Source organism: Salinifilum aidingensis (assembly GCF_054782015.1).
The window spans coordinates 53392-69325 of the sequence record NZ_BAAGTH010000004.1; the positions used below are offsets into that span (position 1 = coordinate 53392).

At 72.0% G+C, this 15934-nt stretch carries 15 protein-coding genes; 11 read left to right on the forward strand and 4 right to left on the reverse strand.

What is annotated here, in order from left to right; all coding sequences use genetic code 11:
* Nucleotides 1–37: 37 nt before the first annotated feature.
* On the reverse strand, nt 38–751 hold the full coding sequence (locus ACYVJE_RS07250; protein ID WP_461143837.1) for a GntR family transcriptional regulator: 714 nt from the start codon (nt 749–751) through the stop codon (nt 38–40).
* A 534-nt stretch (nt 752–1285) separates the two neighbouring features.
* On the opposite strand from ACYVJE_RS07250, the gene ACYVJE_RS07255 reads away from it, so the two are divergent.
* The 9 genes from ACYVJE_RS07255 (at nt 1286) to ACYVJE_RS07295 (ending at nt 10102) form a co-directional block, all read left to right on the forward strand.
* Nucleotides 1286–2911: a BCCT family transporter gene (locus ACYVJE_RS07255; RefSeq protein WP_461143838.1), complete on the forward strand. Its 1626-nt coding sequence runs from the start codon at nt 1286–1288 to the stop codon at nt 2909–2911.
* Between the two features lie 248 nt (nt 2912–3159).
* Nucleotides 3160–3876: a GntR family transcriptional regulator gene (locus ACYVJE_RS07260; RefSeq protein WP_461143839.1), complete on the forward strand. Its 717-nt coding sequence runs from the start codon at nt 3160–3162 to the stop codon at nt 3874–3876.
* 2 nt (nt 3877–3878) lie between these two features.
* Nucleotides 3879–5012, forward strand: a complete 1134-nt coding sequence (locus ACYVJE_RS07265) for an LLM class flavin-dependent oxidoreductase (protein WP_461143840.1) — start codon at nt 3879–3881, stop codon at nt 5010–5012.
* On the forward strand, nt 5009–5620 hold the full coding sequence (locus ACYVJE_RS07270; protein WP_461143841.1) for an amino acid synthesis family protein: 612 nt from the start codon (nt 5009–5011) through the stop codon (nt 5618–5620). Before ACYVJE_RS07265 ends, ACYVJE_RS07270 begins: the two co-directional genes overlap by 4 nt.
* Nucleotides 5617–6174, forward strand: coding sequence for an amino acid synthesis family protein (locus tag ACYVJE_RS07275; protein WP_461143842.1), 558 nt, complete (start codon nt 5617–5619; stop codon nt 6172–6174). Before ACYVJE_RS07270 ends, ACYVJE_RS07275 begins: the two co-directional genes overlap by 4 nt.
* Nucleotides 6171–6932: an alpha/beta fold hydrolase gene (locus ACYVJE_RS07280; RefSeq protein WP_461143843.1), complete on the forward strand. Its 762-nt coding sequence runs from the start codon at nt 6171–6173 to the stop codon at nt 6930–6932. The genes ACYVJE_RS07275 and ACYVJE_RS07280 overlap by 4 nt, the downstream gene beginning before the upstream one ends.
* A 5-nt stretch (nt 6933–6937) precedes the next feature.
* Nucleotides 6938–8464 (forward strand): aldehyde dehydrogenase, encoded by a 1527-nt coding sequence (locus ACYVJE_RS07285; protein ID WP_459156153.1) that lies wholly within the window; start codon nt 6938–6940, stop codon nt 8462–8464.
* Between the two features lie 16 nt (nt 8465–8480).
* Complete coding sequence (locus tag ACYVJE_RS07290; protein WP_461143844.1) at nt 8481–9008, forward strand: flavin reductase family protein; 528 nt, start codon at nt 8481–8483, stop codon at nt 9006–9008.
* Nucleotides 9005–10102: a 3,4-dihydroxy-2-butanone-4-phosphate synthase gene (locus ACYVJE_RS07295; protein WP_461143845.1), complete on the forward strand. Its 1098-nt coding sequence runs from the start codon at nt 9005–9007 to the stop codon at nt 10100–10102. The genes ACYVJE_RS07290 and ACYVJE_RS07295 overlap by 4 nt, the downstream gene beginning before the upstream one ends.
* Before the next feature lie 110 nt (nt 10103–10212).
* Here ACYVJE_RS07295 and ACYVJE_RS07300 read toward each other — a convergent pair whose 3' ends face one another.
* The 3 genes from ACYVJE_RS07300 to ACYVJE_RS07310 form a co-directional block, all read right to left on the reverse strand.
* Nucleotides 10213–11214, reverse strand: a complete 1002-nt coding sequence (locus ACYVJE_RS07300) for a proline racemase family protein (RefSeq protein WP_459156150.1) — start codon at nt 11212–11214, stop codon at nt 10213–10215.
* A 32-nt stretch (nt 11215–11246) separates the two neighbouring features.
* Entirely contained in the window at nt 11247–12215 is a 969-nt protein-coding gene (locus ACYVJE_RS07305) for an ornithine cyclodeaminase family protein (protein WP_461143846.1), read from the reverse strand.
* Nucleotides 12216–12310: 95 nt separating this feature from the next.
* The gene (locus tag ACYVJE_RS07310; RefSeq protein WP_461143847.1) at nt 12311–13216 is read right to left on the reverse strand and encodes a dihydrodipicolinate synthase family protein; all 906 of its coding nucleotides are present in this window, start codon (nt 13214–13216) and stop codon (nt 12311–12313) included.
* Between the two features lie 142 nt (nt 13217–13358).
* On the opposite strand from ACYVJE_RS07310, the gene ACYVJE_RS07315 reads away from it, so the two are divergent.
* Nucleotides 13359–14033, forward strand: coding sequence for a GntR family transcriptional regulator (locus ACYVJE_RS07315; protein ID WP_461144026.1), 675 nt, complete (start codon nt 13359–13361; stop codon nt 14031–14033).
* A 143-nt stretch (nt 14034–14176) separates the two neighbouring features.
* Nucleotides 14177–15796, forward strand: a complete 1620-nt coding sequence (locus tag ACYVJE_RS07320) for an adenosine deaminase family protein (protein ID WP_461143848.1) — start codon at nt 14177–14179, stop codon at nt 15794–15796.
* The last annotated feature ends 138 nt before the right edge of the window (nt 15797–15934 follow it).

The following is a 15934-nucleotide window of genomic DNA, read 5'->3' on the forward strand; positions in this document are numbered from 1 at the left end:
GGCGACTCCAATCGGGTTGTCGTGCCTGTCGGCCGTGCTAGAGCACCGCCCGTATCTCCTGTTCGAATTCGGTGACGTGGTCGCGCAGGATCCGCTGCGCCGCCGCGGCGTCGCCCTCGGTGACGGCGGTGAGCAGGTCGCGGTGGCTGTCCAGGGCGTGCCCGAACCGGTCGAGGCGGTCGAGCACGAGGAACCACATCCGCAGGCTGTGCACGTAGTACTCGTCGAGCGTTGCGATGAGGTACGTGTTGTGCGTCGCCCGGTGCACGACGCGGTGGATGAGCAGGTCCAGTTGGAGCAGGTCCCGGGGGCTGGAGCTGATCGTGCGCGCGTCGAGCGCTTCCAGCACCCCCTTGATGGCGTCGCGGTCGTCCTCGGTGGCCCGCCTCGCCGCGAGGTGACCGGCGTGGGACTCGAGCTCCGCGCGCACCTCGCTGATGGCGCTGAGCGCACCGAGGTCGAGCGGGGTCGCGAACGTCCCCCGGCGAGCCACGACCTGCACGAGCCGGTCGTCGGCGAGCTTGCGGAGCGCCTCGCGCAGCGGCGTGCGGCCGACGCCGAGCTCCTCCTGCAGGGCGCGTTCGTCGATCGTCGCCCCCGGCTGGATCCGCAGGGTGATCAGCCGGTCCCGGAGCAGGTAGTACGCCTTCTCGCTGAGGCTGGCCACGTGGTGGCAGCCGGGCTCGAGCGTGACCAGGTCGGGCAGCTGGTGGCCGCCCGCCCCGAGAGCAGTACCTGTGATTCCTGCCACAGATGTATCGTAGGTATATCACGCGCCATGCGCAACGCGTTGCTTCATCCAAAACGGTGTTCTTCGGCCTCACGATCGGTGCAGGGCCCGGTGTTCCCGCGGCAGGGCGGAGAGCAGCGCGGACCGGGGGCTGCGCGAGCGGGAGGTGGTGCCGGTGCGCGCCGCCGCGGGCGGCGCCGAAGGAGCGCACCGGTTCCGCGGGGCGCGGGGCATCGCCCCGGGGTGCGAGCGCGTCGGGCGCGGCGATCGGGATCGGCCCCTCGGCGAGGCGCCATGCGTGCTCTTGCTTGCATGCAACATGTGCCGATGTCGTTCTGCGACTCCGGCGAGGACTGCGCCCGCGGTTGACCGCAAGCAACGATTGAGCGCTGATCACGCGCTTCGCAGGCGGAGGTTCACGACAACAGGAGCCGCACGAGTCGGCATTGACCGCGGTGTTCTTGCATGCAACAGTGTCGCGCATCGCAATCACCCGCTCGCCCTTGCGGGCACGGCGCATCGCGCCGCCCCTCCCGTCGGCTCACGGAGACAACGATGTCTGACACCCCTCCCGCGTTGCCGGAGCGCCGGAGTCCCGGCTCCGTCCTGTACCTCTCGCTGGCCCTGGCCCTGGCCATCGTCGTCTGGGGTGTTGCGGCCGGCGACACGCTGTCCCGCGTCGGATCCGCCGCTCTCGGCGGCATCACCAGCGGGTTCGGCTGGGCCTACCTGCTGGTGTCGCTGGGGTTCCTGGCCTTCCTCCTCTTCCTGGCGTGCAGCCGGTACGGCCGGCTGCGCCTCGGACGGGACGACGAACGTCCGGCGTTCCGCCGGTTCAGCTGGTACGCGATGATCCTCTCGGCCGTGATGGGGATCGGGCTGATCTCCTACGGGGTCGCCGAGCCGATCGCGCATCTCGCCGAACCCCCGCACGGACTGGCCGAACCGATGACCCCGGACGCGGCGGTGCGGGCGCTGCAGTTCTCGTTCTTCGACTGGGGCCTGCACGCCTGGGGCATCTTCGCCGTCGTCGGGCTGGCGATGGCCTGGTCGATGTTCCGCCGCGGCCGCCCCGGCCTGGTCAGCGCGTTGTTCCGGCCGCTGCTCGGGCATCGCGCCGACGGCGCCGCCGGTGTGGCCATCGACGTGTTCGCCGTTCTCGCGACGCTGTTCGGCACGACCACCTCGCTCGGTCTCGGTGCGATGCAGATCAACGGCGGCTTCACCGCGCTGTTCGGGGTCCCCGGATCCGTGCTCGTGCAGTTCGCGATCATCGCGGTCATCACCCTGCTGTTCACCGCGTCCGCGCTGACGGGCGTGGCCCGCGGAATCCGCTACCTGTCGCAGACGAGCATGAGCCTGGGCGCCCTGCTGTTCGTGTTCGTCCTCGTCGCCGGGCCGACGGTCTACCTGGTCAACCTCTACGTGCAGTCCACCGGGCGCTACCTCGGCGAGCTGGTGCCGACCAGTCTGATCACCCCCGCCAGCGGGGACCTGGGATTCATGCAGTCCTGGACCTACTTCATGCTCGCCTGGTGGCTGTCCTGGGCCGCCTTCGTCGGCGTTTTCCTCGCCCGGATCTCCCGCGGGCGCACGGTCCGCGAGTTCGTCCTGGGGGTGCTGCTCGTGCCCAGCCTCGTGTTCTCGGCGTGGTTCGCGGTCTTCGGAGGTACCGCGATCCACAGCGACCTGGCCGGGAGCACCCGGATCGCGGCGGCGGCCGCCGCCGACGCGAACTCGGCCTTCTTCGCGACGCTGCAGACGTTGCCGCTGTCCCCGATCACCTCGACGTTGACGATCCTCCTCGTCGTGCTGTTCTTCGTCTCGGGCGCGGACGCGAACACGTTCGTCCTCGGAATGCTGACCAGCCGCGGGACGCAGCACCCGCCGGCGCGGATCCTGGCCCTGTGGGGCGTGGTGACCGGAGCGGCGGCGAGCTCGCTCCTCGTCGCAGGCGGGTTGGAGTCGCTGCAGCAGATGGTGATCGTCAGTTCGGCCCCGTTCCTGCTCGTCGTGCTGGGAGTGGCGGTCTCGCTCGCGAAGGACCTGGCGGCGGAGGTGGGTGCGCCCGCGGCTCCCGCGCCGGAGGGCGAGGCCGCGCCCCGGTCCTGCGCCGCCCCGGAGGAGGCGCGTGCGGACGGCGCCACCGAGGTCGTCCCCACTGCGGCCTCGACCGAATGAGGCCTCGTGCGGGCCGCGCCGAGCCGCCGCGATGAGGCGGCGCAGCAGCCGCGGGTGCCGCGTGCTCGGACGCGCCCTTCAGAAGCATCATGCATGCAACAGACGTTATTCGCGTGCGCGATTCCGGAGGAGCGGCCGTGCCGACGCAGGTCACCGCTTCCGCGGTTTCCCAGGATTATTTGCACATGCGGGAATTTTCGCCGCCGCACGAGGTTGACCCGGCGCGGAACAGGGGATACGTTGCTTGCATGCAAGAGACAGCGGTCAGTGGTACCGCCGTGCCGTCGAGCGGGAACGGTGCTCAGGCCCGTGTGCTGGACGGCTTGCGGTACGCCATCGTGAGCGGGGCCTACCAGCCCGGGCAGCTGTTGTCCGAGACGGCACTGGCTGCTGAGTACGAGGTCAGCCGCACGCCGGTGCGGGAAGCGCTCAAACAGCTGCAGATCGAGGGACTGGCGGAGATCCGTCCGCGAGTGGGGACGTTCGTGCGGATCCCGACCCGTCGCGAGATCGTGGAGCTGTTCGAGCTCAAGGAGGTCCTGGAGGGGATGGCCGCCCGCCTGCTGGCGGCCCGCGGGCCGGTGCCCGTGCTCGACCACCTCGAGGAGAACATCGCGAAGTCGGACCGAGCCGTCGCGCGGGGGGACACCGACGACTACTCGGAGCTGGTCCACGAGTTCCACGGTCTGCTCGTCACCGGGGCCGACAACACCCGGCTCAGCGCCCACTACCAGACGTTGATGAACCAGCTGGCCTACCACCGCCTGGTCTCGGCGTCGCTGACGCGTCCCGGGCGGCTCGGCGACTCGTTGTCCGAACACCGGCGCGTCCTCGAGCTCGTCCGCGAGAAGGACGGTTTCGGCGCGGAATTCGCCATGCGCGACCACGTTCGGTCCAGCGAGCGGGCGACGATGTCCGCCGAGGACCCGATCACCGGTGGTGACCCACCCAGGGAGGAGTTGTAGCGATGCGGTTTTCCATCTTCCACAACGTCGGAGCACCGGGACGGTTGCACGACGTCGCGGGCGTCTTCGACGAGATGCGCGAGGTGGCCACCCTCGCCGATGCGGCCGGTTACCACTCGATCTGGTACACGGAGCACCACTTCGGGCACGAGGGTTTCGAGCTGGTCCCGAACCCGGTGCTGATGGGCACCGACATCGCGGCCCGCACCTCGCGGATCCGCATCGGTCAGGCAGCGAACATCGTGACGTTCTGGAACCCCCTGCGGCTGGCCGAGGACATCGCCATGCTCGACCAGCTCTCGGGCGGCCGGGCGGAGGTCGGAGTCGGGCGCGGTCTGTACGGGCGCGAGGCCATGAACCTCAATCCGGCAGCGGATCCGCGGGACGCCGAGCAGAACCGGGCCCTGTTCGACGAGACGCTCGAACTCCTCCGCAAGGCGTGGAGCGGTGACTTCTTCGAGCACCAGGGGCGGTTCCACCAGATCCCCGCGCCGGGGATCTCCTGGAACCACCCGCTCTCCCCGGCGTCCCCGGAGTTCGCGGCAGAGGACGGCACCATCACGAAGCTGCAGGTCGTCCCGCAACCGCTGCAGCGCCCGCACCCGCCGCTGTCGCAGGTGATCGACTCCCCCCGGTCGATCGAGAGCGCCGCCCGGGCGGGGATGAAGGGAATCTTCTGGATGCCACCGGTTTCCGAGCTCAAGAACCGGTTCGCCCTCTACCGGGACGCGCTGTCGGAGGCCACCGGGAGCGCGCAGCCGCTCGGCGAGGGTCTGTCGCTGGTGCGCGACGTCTACGTCGCCGACACGATGGAGCAGGCGCGCGCCGATTTCGAAGAGGCCCTGCTGACCTCGTACCGGTGGGTCTGCCACTGGCGCGGGCTGGGCAACCTGAGCGGTCCCGACGAGGACATCACCGGGCGGGACCTGGACTACGACTTCCTCGCCGAGCGCAACCTCCTCGTCGGAACCCCGGACTTCGTCGCCGAGAAGATCCACGAGCTCAGCGACGAGCTGAACCTGCAGGACCTGATGCTGTGGACGACGCACCCGGGCATGGAGCACCGCAAGGCGATGCGCAGCTTCGAGCTCTTCGCCGAGAAGGTCATGCCGCAGTTCTCCGGGGAGAACGCATGAGCGGGGAATTCCGCCGGATCGTCACGCTCGTCGACGAAACGCTGCACGAACTGGGCGAACCCGTGCGGAACCCGACCCGCCGAGCAGCCGCCGTCGCGGTGCTGGCGAACCCGTGGATCGGGCGCGGTGTGCAGGACGACCTCTCGGGGGAGTCCGAGCGGTTGGCGCCGCGGGTCGCGCACGCGCTGTCCGACCGCCTGCTGGCGGCCCTGGGCGGCACCGCCTCCGTCGAGGCGTTCGGCAAGGCCGCGATCGTGGGGCTGGACGGCGAGATCGAGCACGCCGGTGCGCTGATCCACACCCCGTACTTCGGCGACGTGCTGCGCAACCGCACGCGCGGAGAATCGATCATCGTCTTCTCCGACCAGCGGTCCGCGGCCGGGGAGACGCTGAGCGTTCCGCTGTGGCACAAGGACCACGCGGCCACGCGCTCGCACTACCAGACGTTTCCCGTGCGGGTCCCCGACGGTCCGCGGCCGGGGGAGATCGCCGTGATCGCCGCGGCATCGGACGGATCTCGCCCGAACGCCCGCATCGGGGACCGGAAGACCGACGCGGCGGTGGATGACGCCGTCCTCACCCGATCCGATCTGGAGCACGTCTCATGAGCACCTCCATCCGCAGCATCTCGACCACGATCGACGAGACCCTCACCGAAGGCGGCCGTCCGGTCGACCCGGCCGCCCGGGTCGCGGTCGTGCTCGCGGTGATCGAGAACCCTTGGGCCGGAAGGGGTTTCGTCGACGATCTGGGGCCGGGCATCGATGCCGCCGCTCCGGACCTGGGCAAGCTGCTCAGCGATCGCGTCGTCACGGCGCTCGACGCACCCGTCGAAGCGTACGGCAAGGCCGCGATCGTCGGCTTGGACGGCGAGATCGAGCACGGCTCCGGCCTGATCCACACCCTCGAGTTCGGCGATCACTTCCGCGCTGCGGCGCAGGCGAGCACGCTCCTGCCGGCGGTGGAGAAGCGCGCCGCGGCCGGCACGGTCTTCGACATCCCGCTGAAGCACGTGACGGACGCGACGACCCGCTCGCACCACCAGACCGTGGAGGCGCGGCTTCCCGACGCCCCGCGGGCGGACGAGATCGTCATCGGTCTCGCCGCTGCTGCGCAAGGGCGTCCGCAAGCGCGACTGGCCCCGCTGGCGAACGAGTCGTGAGCGGTCCGGCCGAAGTGGTGCTCCTGCACGGCGTGGGGCTGGACCGCACCATGTGGGAGCGCGTGGGGAAGGTCCTGGCCCCGCGCTGCGCGGTCCGCGCACCGGACCTGCTCGGGCACGGGCGAGCCCCCGACGCGGAACCGGGCACGACGCTCGCCGACCTCGCCGCGCCGCTGCACCAGGTGGTTCCCGGATCCACCCCGGTCCACCTGGTCGGGTTCTCGCTCGGCGCCCTGGTGGCCACGCGGTTCGCGCTGGACCACCCGGAGCAGGTGGCTTCGCTGACCCTGGTCAGCGGTGTGGCGGGCCGGTCCGCGGAGGAACGGGCCGCGGTGCGGGACCGCTTGGCAGCAGCCCGCCGGGATCTTCCGGAGACGTTCGAGGCGGCCGTGCAGCGCTGGTTCTCACCGCAGTGGCGAGCTGCGGAACCGGAGCTGGTGGAGCGGGTGCGCGCCGTGCTGCGGGCGAACCGCCCCACTTCCTACCTGGCCTGCTACGCGGTGTTCGCCGAGGCCGACGCCGAGTTGTGGCCGAGCCTGCCGCACCTGTCGCCGCGGGTGGCTGCGCTCACCGGAGCCGGCGATCCGGGATCCACGCCGGAGATGTCGGCGGCGGTGGCGGATCGCGTGCCGCGGGGGCAGTGGACCGCCGTGCCCGGTGCCCGCCACCTGCTGCCGCTGGAGTGTCCGGGTGCTGTCGCCGACGCGATCCTGGCGAACGTCGGCGGCCGCCCGCTCGTATGCCCATCAGGAGCGTGACAACGATGACCGCACTTGCATCTTCGCCCGAATCCGCAGCGCAGGAACACCGACTTCCCCGGTACGAGCACTACATCGGCGGCGAGGAGGTGCCGCCCGCGGAGGGGGAGTACTTCACCAGCGACAACCCGGCCACCGGCCAGCCGTGGTACGAGGCAGCTCGGGGCAGCTCCGCAGACGTGGAGCACGCCGTGGGCGCGGCCAGGCGAACGTTCGAATCGCGTGCTTGGCAACGGCTCTCGCAATCCCGGCGGGGTGCTCTGCTGCGTCGCGTCGGTGAGCTGATCGCCGAGAACGCGGAGGAGCTCGCGCGCACCGAGACCACCGACAACGGCAAGCTGCTGCGCGAGATGAAAGCCCAGCTCGCCGGAATTCCGGAGTACTACCACTACTACGCGGGCCTCGCCGACAAGATCCACGGCGAGACCATCCCCGCCAGCAACGTCGACGTGCTCAACTACACCCTGCGGGAACCCGTCGGGGTGGTCGGAGCGATCACCCCGTGGAACTCGCCGCTCCTGCTGACCACGGCGAAGATCGCCCCGGCACTGGCCTGCGGCAACACCGCGGTGATCAAGCCCTCCGAGTACACCAGCGCCTCGATGCTGGCGCTGGCACCGCTGTTCGAGCGGGCGGGCTTCCCGCCCGGGACCGTCAACGTGGTCACCGGATTCGGCTCCGGTGCCGGTGCACCGCTGGTGGACCACCCCGACGTCGGCAAGCTCTCGTTCACGGGCAGCACCGCGACCGGTGCGTGGATCGCCGAGCGCGCCGGCAAGCGGCTGGTCCGGGCCGGCCTCGAACTCGGCGGGAAATCCCCGCAGCTCGTCTTCGCCGACGCCGACCTGGCCAGCGCCGCCAACGGCGTCATCGCCGGGATCTTCGCCGCTGCCGGGCAGACCTGCATCGCGGGGAGCCGGGTTCTGGTGCACCGTTCGGTGCACGACGAACTCGTGGCCCGCGTGGTCGAGCGCGCGGGCACGATCCGGATCGGGGACCCGGCGGACCCGGAAACCGAACTGGGACCGCTCGCGACCCCGGCGCAGCGGACGAAGGTGGAGGAGTACGTCGCCGCGGCCCAGCAGGAGGGCGGGACCCTCGCCTACGGCGGCGGCCGCCCCGAGACCGGGCTCGGCGGGTGGTTCCACCAGCCCACCGTGTTCACCGGGTTGGGCAACGAGAGCCGCACCTGCCAGGAGGAGATCTTCGGCCCGGTCGTCGCCGTCATCCCCTTCGACGACGAGGACGAGGCGCTCCGCATCGCCAACGACACCAGCTACGGCCTGGCCGCTGGCATCTGGACCAAGGACCTGGGGCGGGCGCACCGCGTCGCGTCCGCGCTCGACGCCGGCACGGTGTGGGTCAACATGTACCGCGCCATGTCCCCGATGTCGCCGCGCAGCGGCTTCAAGAGCTCCGGCCTCGGCGTCGAGCACGGCACCGAGGTGGTCCGCGAGTACACGCGCCTGAAGAGCGTGTGGATCAACACCAGTGACGAACCCGCAAGCGATCCGTTCGTGATGCGGTCCTGATTTCGAGGAGGCCCCGATGACGGAACTGACCCCGACCGTGGGCACCGACGGTGCCGTCGACGAGACCGGACTCCGCACCGCCTTCGGGCGCTTCCCCAGCGGCGTCACCGCAGTGTCCGCACTGGACGGGAGAGGCGCTCCGATCGGCATCGCCGCGAGTGCGTTCGTCCCGGTGTCGCTGGATCCGCCGCTGGTGGGCCTGTGCGTGCAGCACACGTCCACCACGTGGCCCGACCTGCAGCTGCGCCCGCGCATCGGGCTGTCGGTGCTCGGGGATTCGCAGAACCGCGCGTGCCGCCAGCTCGCCGCCCGCAGCGGTGACCGCTTCGCCGGGCTGAGCTGGCAGGCCACGGACGACGGCGCCGTGCTCCTGCACGGAGCGACGACGTGGCTGGACTGCGCCGTGGAGAGCACCGTCTCGGCCGGGGACCACGAGGTCGTCCTGTTCCGGGTGCACCGGCAGTGCGTCCACCCGCAGCACGGACCCCTGGTGTTCCACGCCAGCAGCTTCCACGCCCTCTCCGGTTTGGAGGAGGTCTCGTGAGCGCCGGAGCGCTCGTGGACGACCGGTGCGCGGACGACGCGCTCGGCACCGTCGAGGACGCCCTGGGCTCGTTGCGTTCCGGCCGCCCCGCGCTGGTGGCCGACGAGCGGGAGCCGGCTCGGCCGGGCCACGTCGTGCTGCCGGCGGCGTTGGCGGAGGTCTCCTGGGTGGCGTGGGCGGTCCGGTACACCTCGGGCCTGCTGTGCGCCGCGCTGCCGGAAGACCGGGCCGACGGGCTCGACCTTCCTCCGATGGTGCGGCCCGGTCGTTCCCCCCGTGCCGCGTACACCGTGGCGGTCGACGCCGCCTGCGGTGTCACCACCGGCATCAGCGCTTCCGACCGGACCCGCACGGCCCGCGTGCTGGCCGACCCGCACTCCGGGCCCGGTGATCTCGTGCGCCCCGGGCACGTGCTGGGGCTGAGAACGGGGACCGGGGGACTCCTCGGGTGCCGCGGATTCGCCGAGGCGGCCGTCGACCTGTGCGCGTTGGCCGGTCTCGCCCCGGTCGGGATCGTCTCCGCCGTGGCCGATCCGCCCGAAGGGGCGGAGGGCATCGCTGCGCTCGCGCAGCAGCACGATCTGCCGGCCGTGACGGTGGGAGAGCTCGTCCGGTACCGGCTCTTCCGCGGCGACGGCCTGCGGGGGAGGGTGCAGCGCGGAACGCGGCGCAGCGTCTCCACGCTGCACGGGCAGTTCGACGTGATCGACTACCGCGATCACATCACCGGTGCCGAGCACCTCGCACTCGTCGGCCCGCCCTCGCCCGTCGGACGGCCGCTGGTCGCGGTCCACCGCGAGTGCCCCGCCGGTGACGTCCTGGGCAGCCCCGCCTGCGACTGCCGCCGCCGCTTCGACGAAGCCCTGGCCGACACCGCTGCGCACGGCGGTACGGTCGTCTACCTCCGCCACGGTTCCCGGGACACCGGCTCCGCAGCCGGGGCGGACTGCGGTGGTGCGGCGGCTCCGACAGCGGTCGAGGACGGGGCAGCGGCGGCGATCCTGGCAGATCTGGGCATGACCGGAGCTCGGCTCCGGCGCGGAACCACCGCGCCACCTCCGGCGGGGGCGACCGCGCACCGGACTTCGGGGTGAGCGCTGCGGACCCGGGCTCGTGCGCGGGGTGACCGCCGCCCGCACGAGCGGGCCGGTGCCTGCCACGACGGCGCGGGTGCCGCCCGTCCTACCTGCTGCGGCAGCGGTGGCTACAGCTCGAACCCGGCCGGGAACGGGTCGGCGGGGTCCAACATGTACTGCGCCGTTCCGGTCACCCACGCCCGCCCCGTGATCGTCGGGACCACGGCGGTGTTCCCCGCGACCTCGGTCCGCTCCACCAGTCGACCGGTGAAGGTCGTCCCGATGAAGGATTCGTTGACGAAGTCGCTGCCGAGGTCGAGCTCCCCGCGCGCGTGCAGCTGGGCCATCCGGGCGCTGGTTCCGGTCCCGCACGGGGAGCGGTCGAGCCAACCTGGGTGGATCGCCATCGCGTGCCGCGAGCGCCGGGCGGTCGAACCCGGTGCCTTGAGGTAGACGTGGTGGCAGCCGCCGATCTCCGGCCGCGCCGGGTGCACCGGCGGATTCTGCTCGTTGATCGCGGTCATGATCGCCGTCCCGGCGTCGAGCAGGCGCTGCTTGGCGGCCCGCTCGAACGGCAGGCCGAGGTCCTCGAGATCGACCACGGCGTAGAAGTTGCCGCCGTAGGCGATGTCGTAGGCGACCTCGCCGAAGCCATCGACCGCGACCGACTGGTCCAGCGCCAGCGAGAACGCGGGCACGTTCCGGATGGTGACCGCCTCCGCGTGCCCGTCGGCGACGGCGACCTCGGCGGTGACGAGCCCGGCGGGGGTGTCGAGCCGGATCGTCGTGACCGGTTCGGTGACCGCCACCATGCCCGTTTCGACCAGGACGGTCGCGGTCCCGATCGTCCCGTGCCCGCACATCGGCAGCAGCCCGGACACCTCGATGAACAGGACGCCGCAGTCGGCGTCGGGCCGGGTCGGCGGCTGCAGGATGCTGCCGCTCATCGACGCGTGGCCGCGCGGCTCGCACATCAGCAGCGTGCGCAGGTCGTCGGAGTTCTCCGCGAACCACTGCCGCCGCTCGGCCATGGAATCGCCCGGGAGGACCCCCACACCGCCGGTGACGACCCTGGTGGGCATGCCCTCGGTGTGCGAGTCGACGGCGCTGATGACTCGGGTGGTCCGCATGCTCGTCCCTCCTGGGAAGCCCGTCCTGCGCGTCAGCCGTGGTGCTCGCCGCCGAGGGGATCGTGCAGCTGGGCGGCGACTTCGCTCGCGACGACGAGGTCCTCCCAGGACATGCCGACGCCGGAGAACACCGCGGGGCGGCCCGCGTGCCGGGTGAGGCGCCCGGTGGCGAGGTCGGCGAGGTTGGCCACGTCGGTGCGCTCCCACTCCGCCGCCGGCCGCGCTGCCAGCAGGTTGCCCCCTTCGCGCATCGCCGACGCCCTCCCCTCGACCGCGACGTCCGCGCGCCGGAGCAGCGCCGGCGGCAGCTCGTGGTGGTCGGGACCGTGCGCGCCGACGGCGGCGACGACGGTGTCCGGGCCGACGAGCTCGTCCGCGAACAGCGGCGTCGGTGAGGAGGTGGCGCAGACGACGACCTCGGCGTGCCGGACGTCGTCCCGACTTCCGGCGCGCGCGCCGATCCCGTCGGCCTTGCAGCGCGCCGCGAGCTCGCGGGCCGCCTGTTCCCGGCGGCCGATGAGCACGACTTCGCCGGGGGCGATCACCTCGTGCAGGCAGCGGGCGTGGCGCTCGGCCTGCGGGCCGGTGCCGAACACGACGAGCCGCTCCACCCGGTCGCGGTCCCCGGCGGCGAGCATCTGCCGCACGGCCAGCGTCGTGGCCGCGGGGGTGCGGACGAGGGTCAGCTCCACCGCGTCCATCAGCGCCACCGGCGCGAGGGTCGCGGAGTCGAACAGCACGTACACGCCCTGGATCTTCGGGAGCCCCGCCGCCGGGTTGCCCGGGGCGACCGTGGCGACCTTGACCGCGGCCCGCTCCGCGAGAGCGGTGGGCATCAGCAGGAACTCGCCGTTCGGGGCGGGAGCGGACAACCGGGGGGTGTCGGATTCGGGGTCGACAGAGCCCGCGCGCAGCGCATCGCTCATGAGGTCGACGGCTCGCGCGCTGGAGACGAGCTCGGTGATCTGCTCGGCGTCGACGTAGGGCAGCCGGGTGGTCACGTCGGTCCTTTCGTCGCGGGCGGGTGGAGGTGCGGTGGCTCGACCGCGCTGCTCGGCGCGGGCGGCACCGCGGTGCCACGTCCCGGCGGGGCGGTTCAGCGGTAGCCCTTCGCCAGCACCGCCTTCGTGCCGGCGACGACGCGCTCGGCGACCTCCGGTTCGAGCGGGCGCCGCGGCGGGCGGCATCGTCCGCCCCGGCGGCCGGCGGTGTCCATGGAGAGCTTGATCGCCTGGACGAACTCGGTCTTGGAGTCCCACCGCAGCAGCGAGTGCACGTCGCGGTAGAGCGGCATCGCCCGCTCCAGGTCGGCCGGGTCGCCCGAGGTGGCCAGCTCGTAGATCCGGCGGCTCACGTCCGGCAGCGCGTTCGGGTAGCCGGCGATCCAGCCGACGGCCCCGGCCAGTCCGAGCTCGACGAGGACGTCGTCGGTGCCGACCAGCAGGTCCAGCTCGGGCGCGAGCTCGGCGATCTCGTAGGCGCGCCGCACGTCGCCGGTGAACTCCTTGACCGCGACGATCGACCCCTCGGCGTGCAGCTCGGCGAGGAGGTCCGGCACGAGGTCCACCTTGGTGTCGTACGGGTTGTTGTAGGCCACGATCGGCAGCCCGACCCGCGCGGCGGCCCGGTAGTGCTCGAGCACGGTGCCCCGGTCGGCGCGGTAGGCGTTCGGCGGCAGCAGCAGCACCGTCCGGGCACCGGCCTCGGCGGCCTGCTCGATCCAGCGGCAGGCCTCCAGCGCGCCGTACGCGGCCACGCCCGGCATCACTCCGAACCCCTCGGGCGCGGCCTCGATCGCGGTGGTGACCACGCGGGCGCGCTCTTCCGCGGTGAGCGTCTGGTACTCGCCGAGCGATCCGTTCGGCGCGACGCCGTGCACCCCGTGCTCGGCGAGCCACCCCACGTGCTCGGCGAATCCGTCGTAGTCGACGGACAGGTCGTCGTGGAACGGCAGCGCGGTGGCGACGTGGATGCCGCGCCACGGCTCGTGCTGAGAAGTCATGGCCCCTCCTGATCGGCAGCGGGCAGCGGAATGCTATGTGACATTGCACTGGAGCGGCAAGGCCCGGAGGGTCCGCGCCGGAGGTGCAACGTCACATAGCATCGCCGGCGATGCAGTTGTCCCGGAGGTGTGCCCAGTGACGATGTCGAACATCAGCCGGGTGGATCGCGTCAACCTGCGCGACCGCGTCGCGCGCGCCCTGCGGGCTTCCATCATCTCCGGCGAGCTCGAGCCCGGTGTCGTGTACTCGGCGCCCTCGCTGGGGGCCCGGTTCGGGATCTCGGCCACCCCCGTGCGCGAGGCGATGCAGGACCTGGCGCGGGAGAACCTCGTCGAGATCGTGCGGAACAGGGGCTTCCGCGTCACCGAGATCAGCGAGAAGGACCTGGACGAGATCACCCAGCTCCGGCTGCTCATCGAACCCCCCGTGGTGCGCGCCGTGACACCGTCGATCCCGGACGAGGACCTGCCCCGCCTGCGGGGGTTGGCGCAGGCGATCGTCGACTGGGCGGCGGCGGGGGACCTGGTCGAGTACACCGAGGCCGACCGCCAGTTCCACCTCGAACTGCTCTCGTACGCCGACAACACCCGGATGCGGGAGCTGGTCTCGGACCTGCGGGCGCACACCCGGCTGTACGGGCTGGCGTCGATGCTCGAGCGGGGCGAGCTGGAAGGCGCCGCGCGGGAGCACCTGACGATCGTCGACACCATCGAGTCCCGCGACGAGTCCGCCGTGGAATCGGTCATGCGCGAGCACATATCGCAGACCCGGGGGCGGTGGGCCAAACCGGCCGACGGCGGGCCGAACCCGCGGTGAGGGCGTCCCCCTCCGGCGCGTCCGTGTTCTCGTGATCGTTCCGACGAGTGATGAACTCGTCCGGCTGTGGCGTCCGGGGCGGATGGCGACGAAGGTGATCAACTCGGAAGGGGAGGAAGCCGAAGAACCGCACTGGAGCCCGCATGCCATCCACCACGAACGAGCGAGCGCGCAGGCCCGCGCGACGCCGCAGCGGTCCCCGCGTCCTCGGTCTGGCAGCGGTGTCGCTGCTGACCGCGGTCTCGTTCCCGGCGCTGTCCACGACCCCCGCCCGGGCGGCCGACTGCGATCCCCGGGACCGGGAGTGCCGGGTGAACAGGTACCTGGACGGGATCCGCTCCCAGCCGGAGGAGCTCGCCGAGTTCGCGCGGGCCGTGCCCAAGGGCGGGGACCTGCACAACCACCTGGTCGGGGCGGTGTCCACCGAGTCGCTGATCCGCTACGCGGCCGAGGACGGTCGCTGCATCGACGCCCGTACCCTGGCCTCCTCGCCCGGACCGTGCGAGGCCGGCCAGCGCCCGGCCTCCGACGCGCGGAGCGACCCGGCGTTCCGCCGCGAGGTGATCGAGGCCTGGTCCATGGAGGGCTTCGAGCCGGGCGGGCCCGAGTCCGGGCACGACCACTTCTTCGCCACGTTCGGCAAGTTCTCGGCCGCCGCGGAGGGGCGGACCGGGGACATGCTCGCCGAGGTCGCCACCGACGCCTCCCGGCAGAACCAGTTCTACGTCGAAACGCTGCTGTCGCGCCAGCACGACGGGATCCAGGACCTGGTGGACCGGGTCGGCTTCGACCCGCACACCACCGCGGACTTCCGCCGGCTGCGGCGGGAGCTGCTGCATCACGGCTTCGACGACGTCGAGGACGCCGCCGTCCGCCGGACCGACCGGGACGTCGACCGCGCGCGCGAGCTGCTGAACTGCGGCACACCGCGCGCGAAGCCGGGCTGCGACGTGGAGGTCCGGCTGGACTACCAGGTCGCCCGGGCGCAGGACCCGGCGAACGTGTTCACCCAGTTGCTGCTGGGGTTCGAACTCTCCCAGGACGATCCCCGGTTCGTGGGGCTGAACATGGTCCAGCCCGAGGACGACCCGGTCTCGCTGCGGGACTACACGCTGCACATGCGCATGATCGACTACCTGGGCGAGCACTACCCCGGCGTGCAGGTCACGCTGCACGCCGGGGAGCTGGTGCCGGGGCTGGTCAAACCCGAGGACCTGACCTTCCACATCAACCAGGCCGTCAGCGTCGCCGGGGCCGACCGGATCGGGCACGGCGTCGACCTGCAGCACGAGCACGACTGGCGTTCGCTGGCGCAGCGCATGGCCGCGGACGACATCGCCCTCGAAGCCCCGCTGACCAGCAACTGCCAGATCCTGCGCGCGTGCGGGCCCGAGGAGCACCCGCTGCCCGCGTACCTGGAGCACGACGTGCCGGTCGCGCTGTCCACCGACGACCCGGGGGTCTCGCGCAGCGACATCACCGCCGAGTACCGGAGGGCGGCCGCCCGCTTCGGGCTGAGCTACTCGCAGCTCAAGGACAGCGCGCGCGCCTCGCTGGAGCACGGGTTCATGCCCGGGGAGAGCCTGTGGGCCGATGCCGACACCTACCGGATGAGGCCGGAGTGCGCCGCGCCCGCACCCGGCAGGGGCGCTCCGGTCGCCTCCTGCGCCGAGCTGCTGCGCTCCAGCACCAAGGCCCGGTTGCAGTGGCGGCAGGAGGTGGCGTTCCACGCGTTCGAGGCGCGCTACGCGCATCGCGCGTGAACGCGGAGGCACCACCGGTGGACGTGGCCTGCTCGGCGGGGTCGCCGACCCCCTCGAGCAGGCCGACTGCGACCGCGGTGGTGGAACGGCGGCCTCGGCGGAGGAGCGGTGATGCCGCACCTCCTGCTGCTCGCGCGG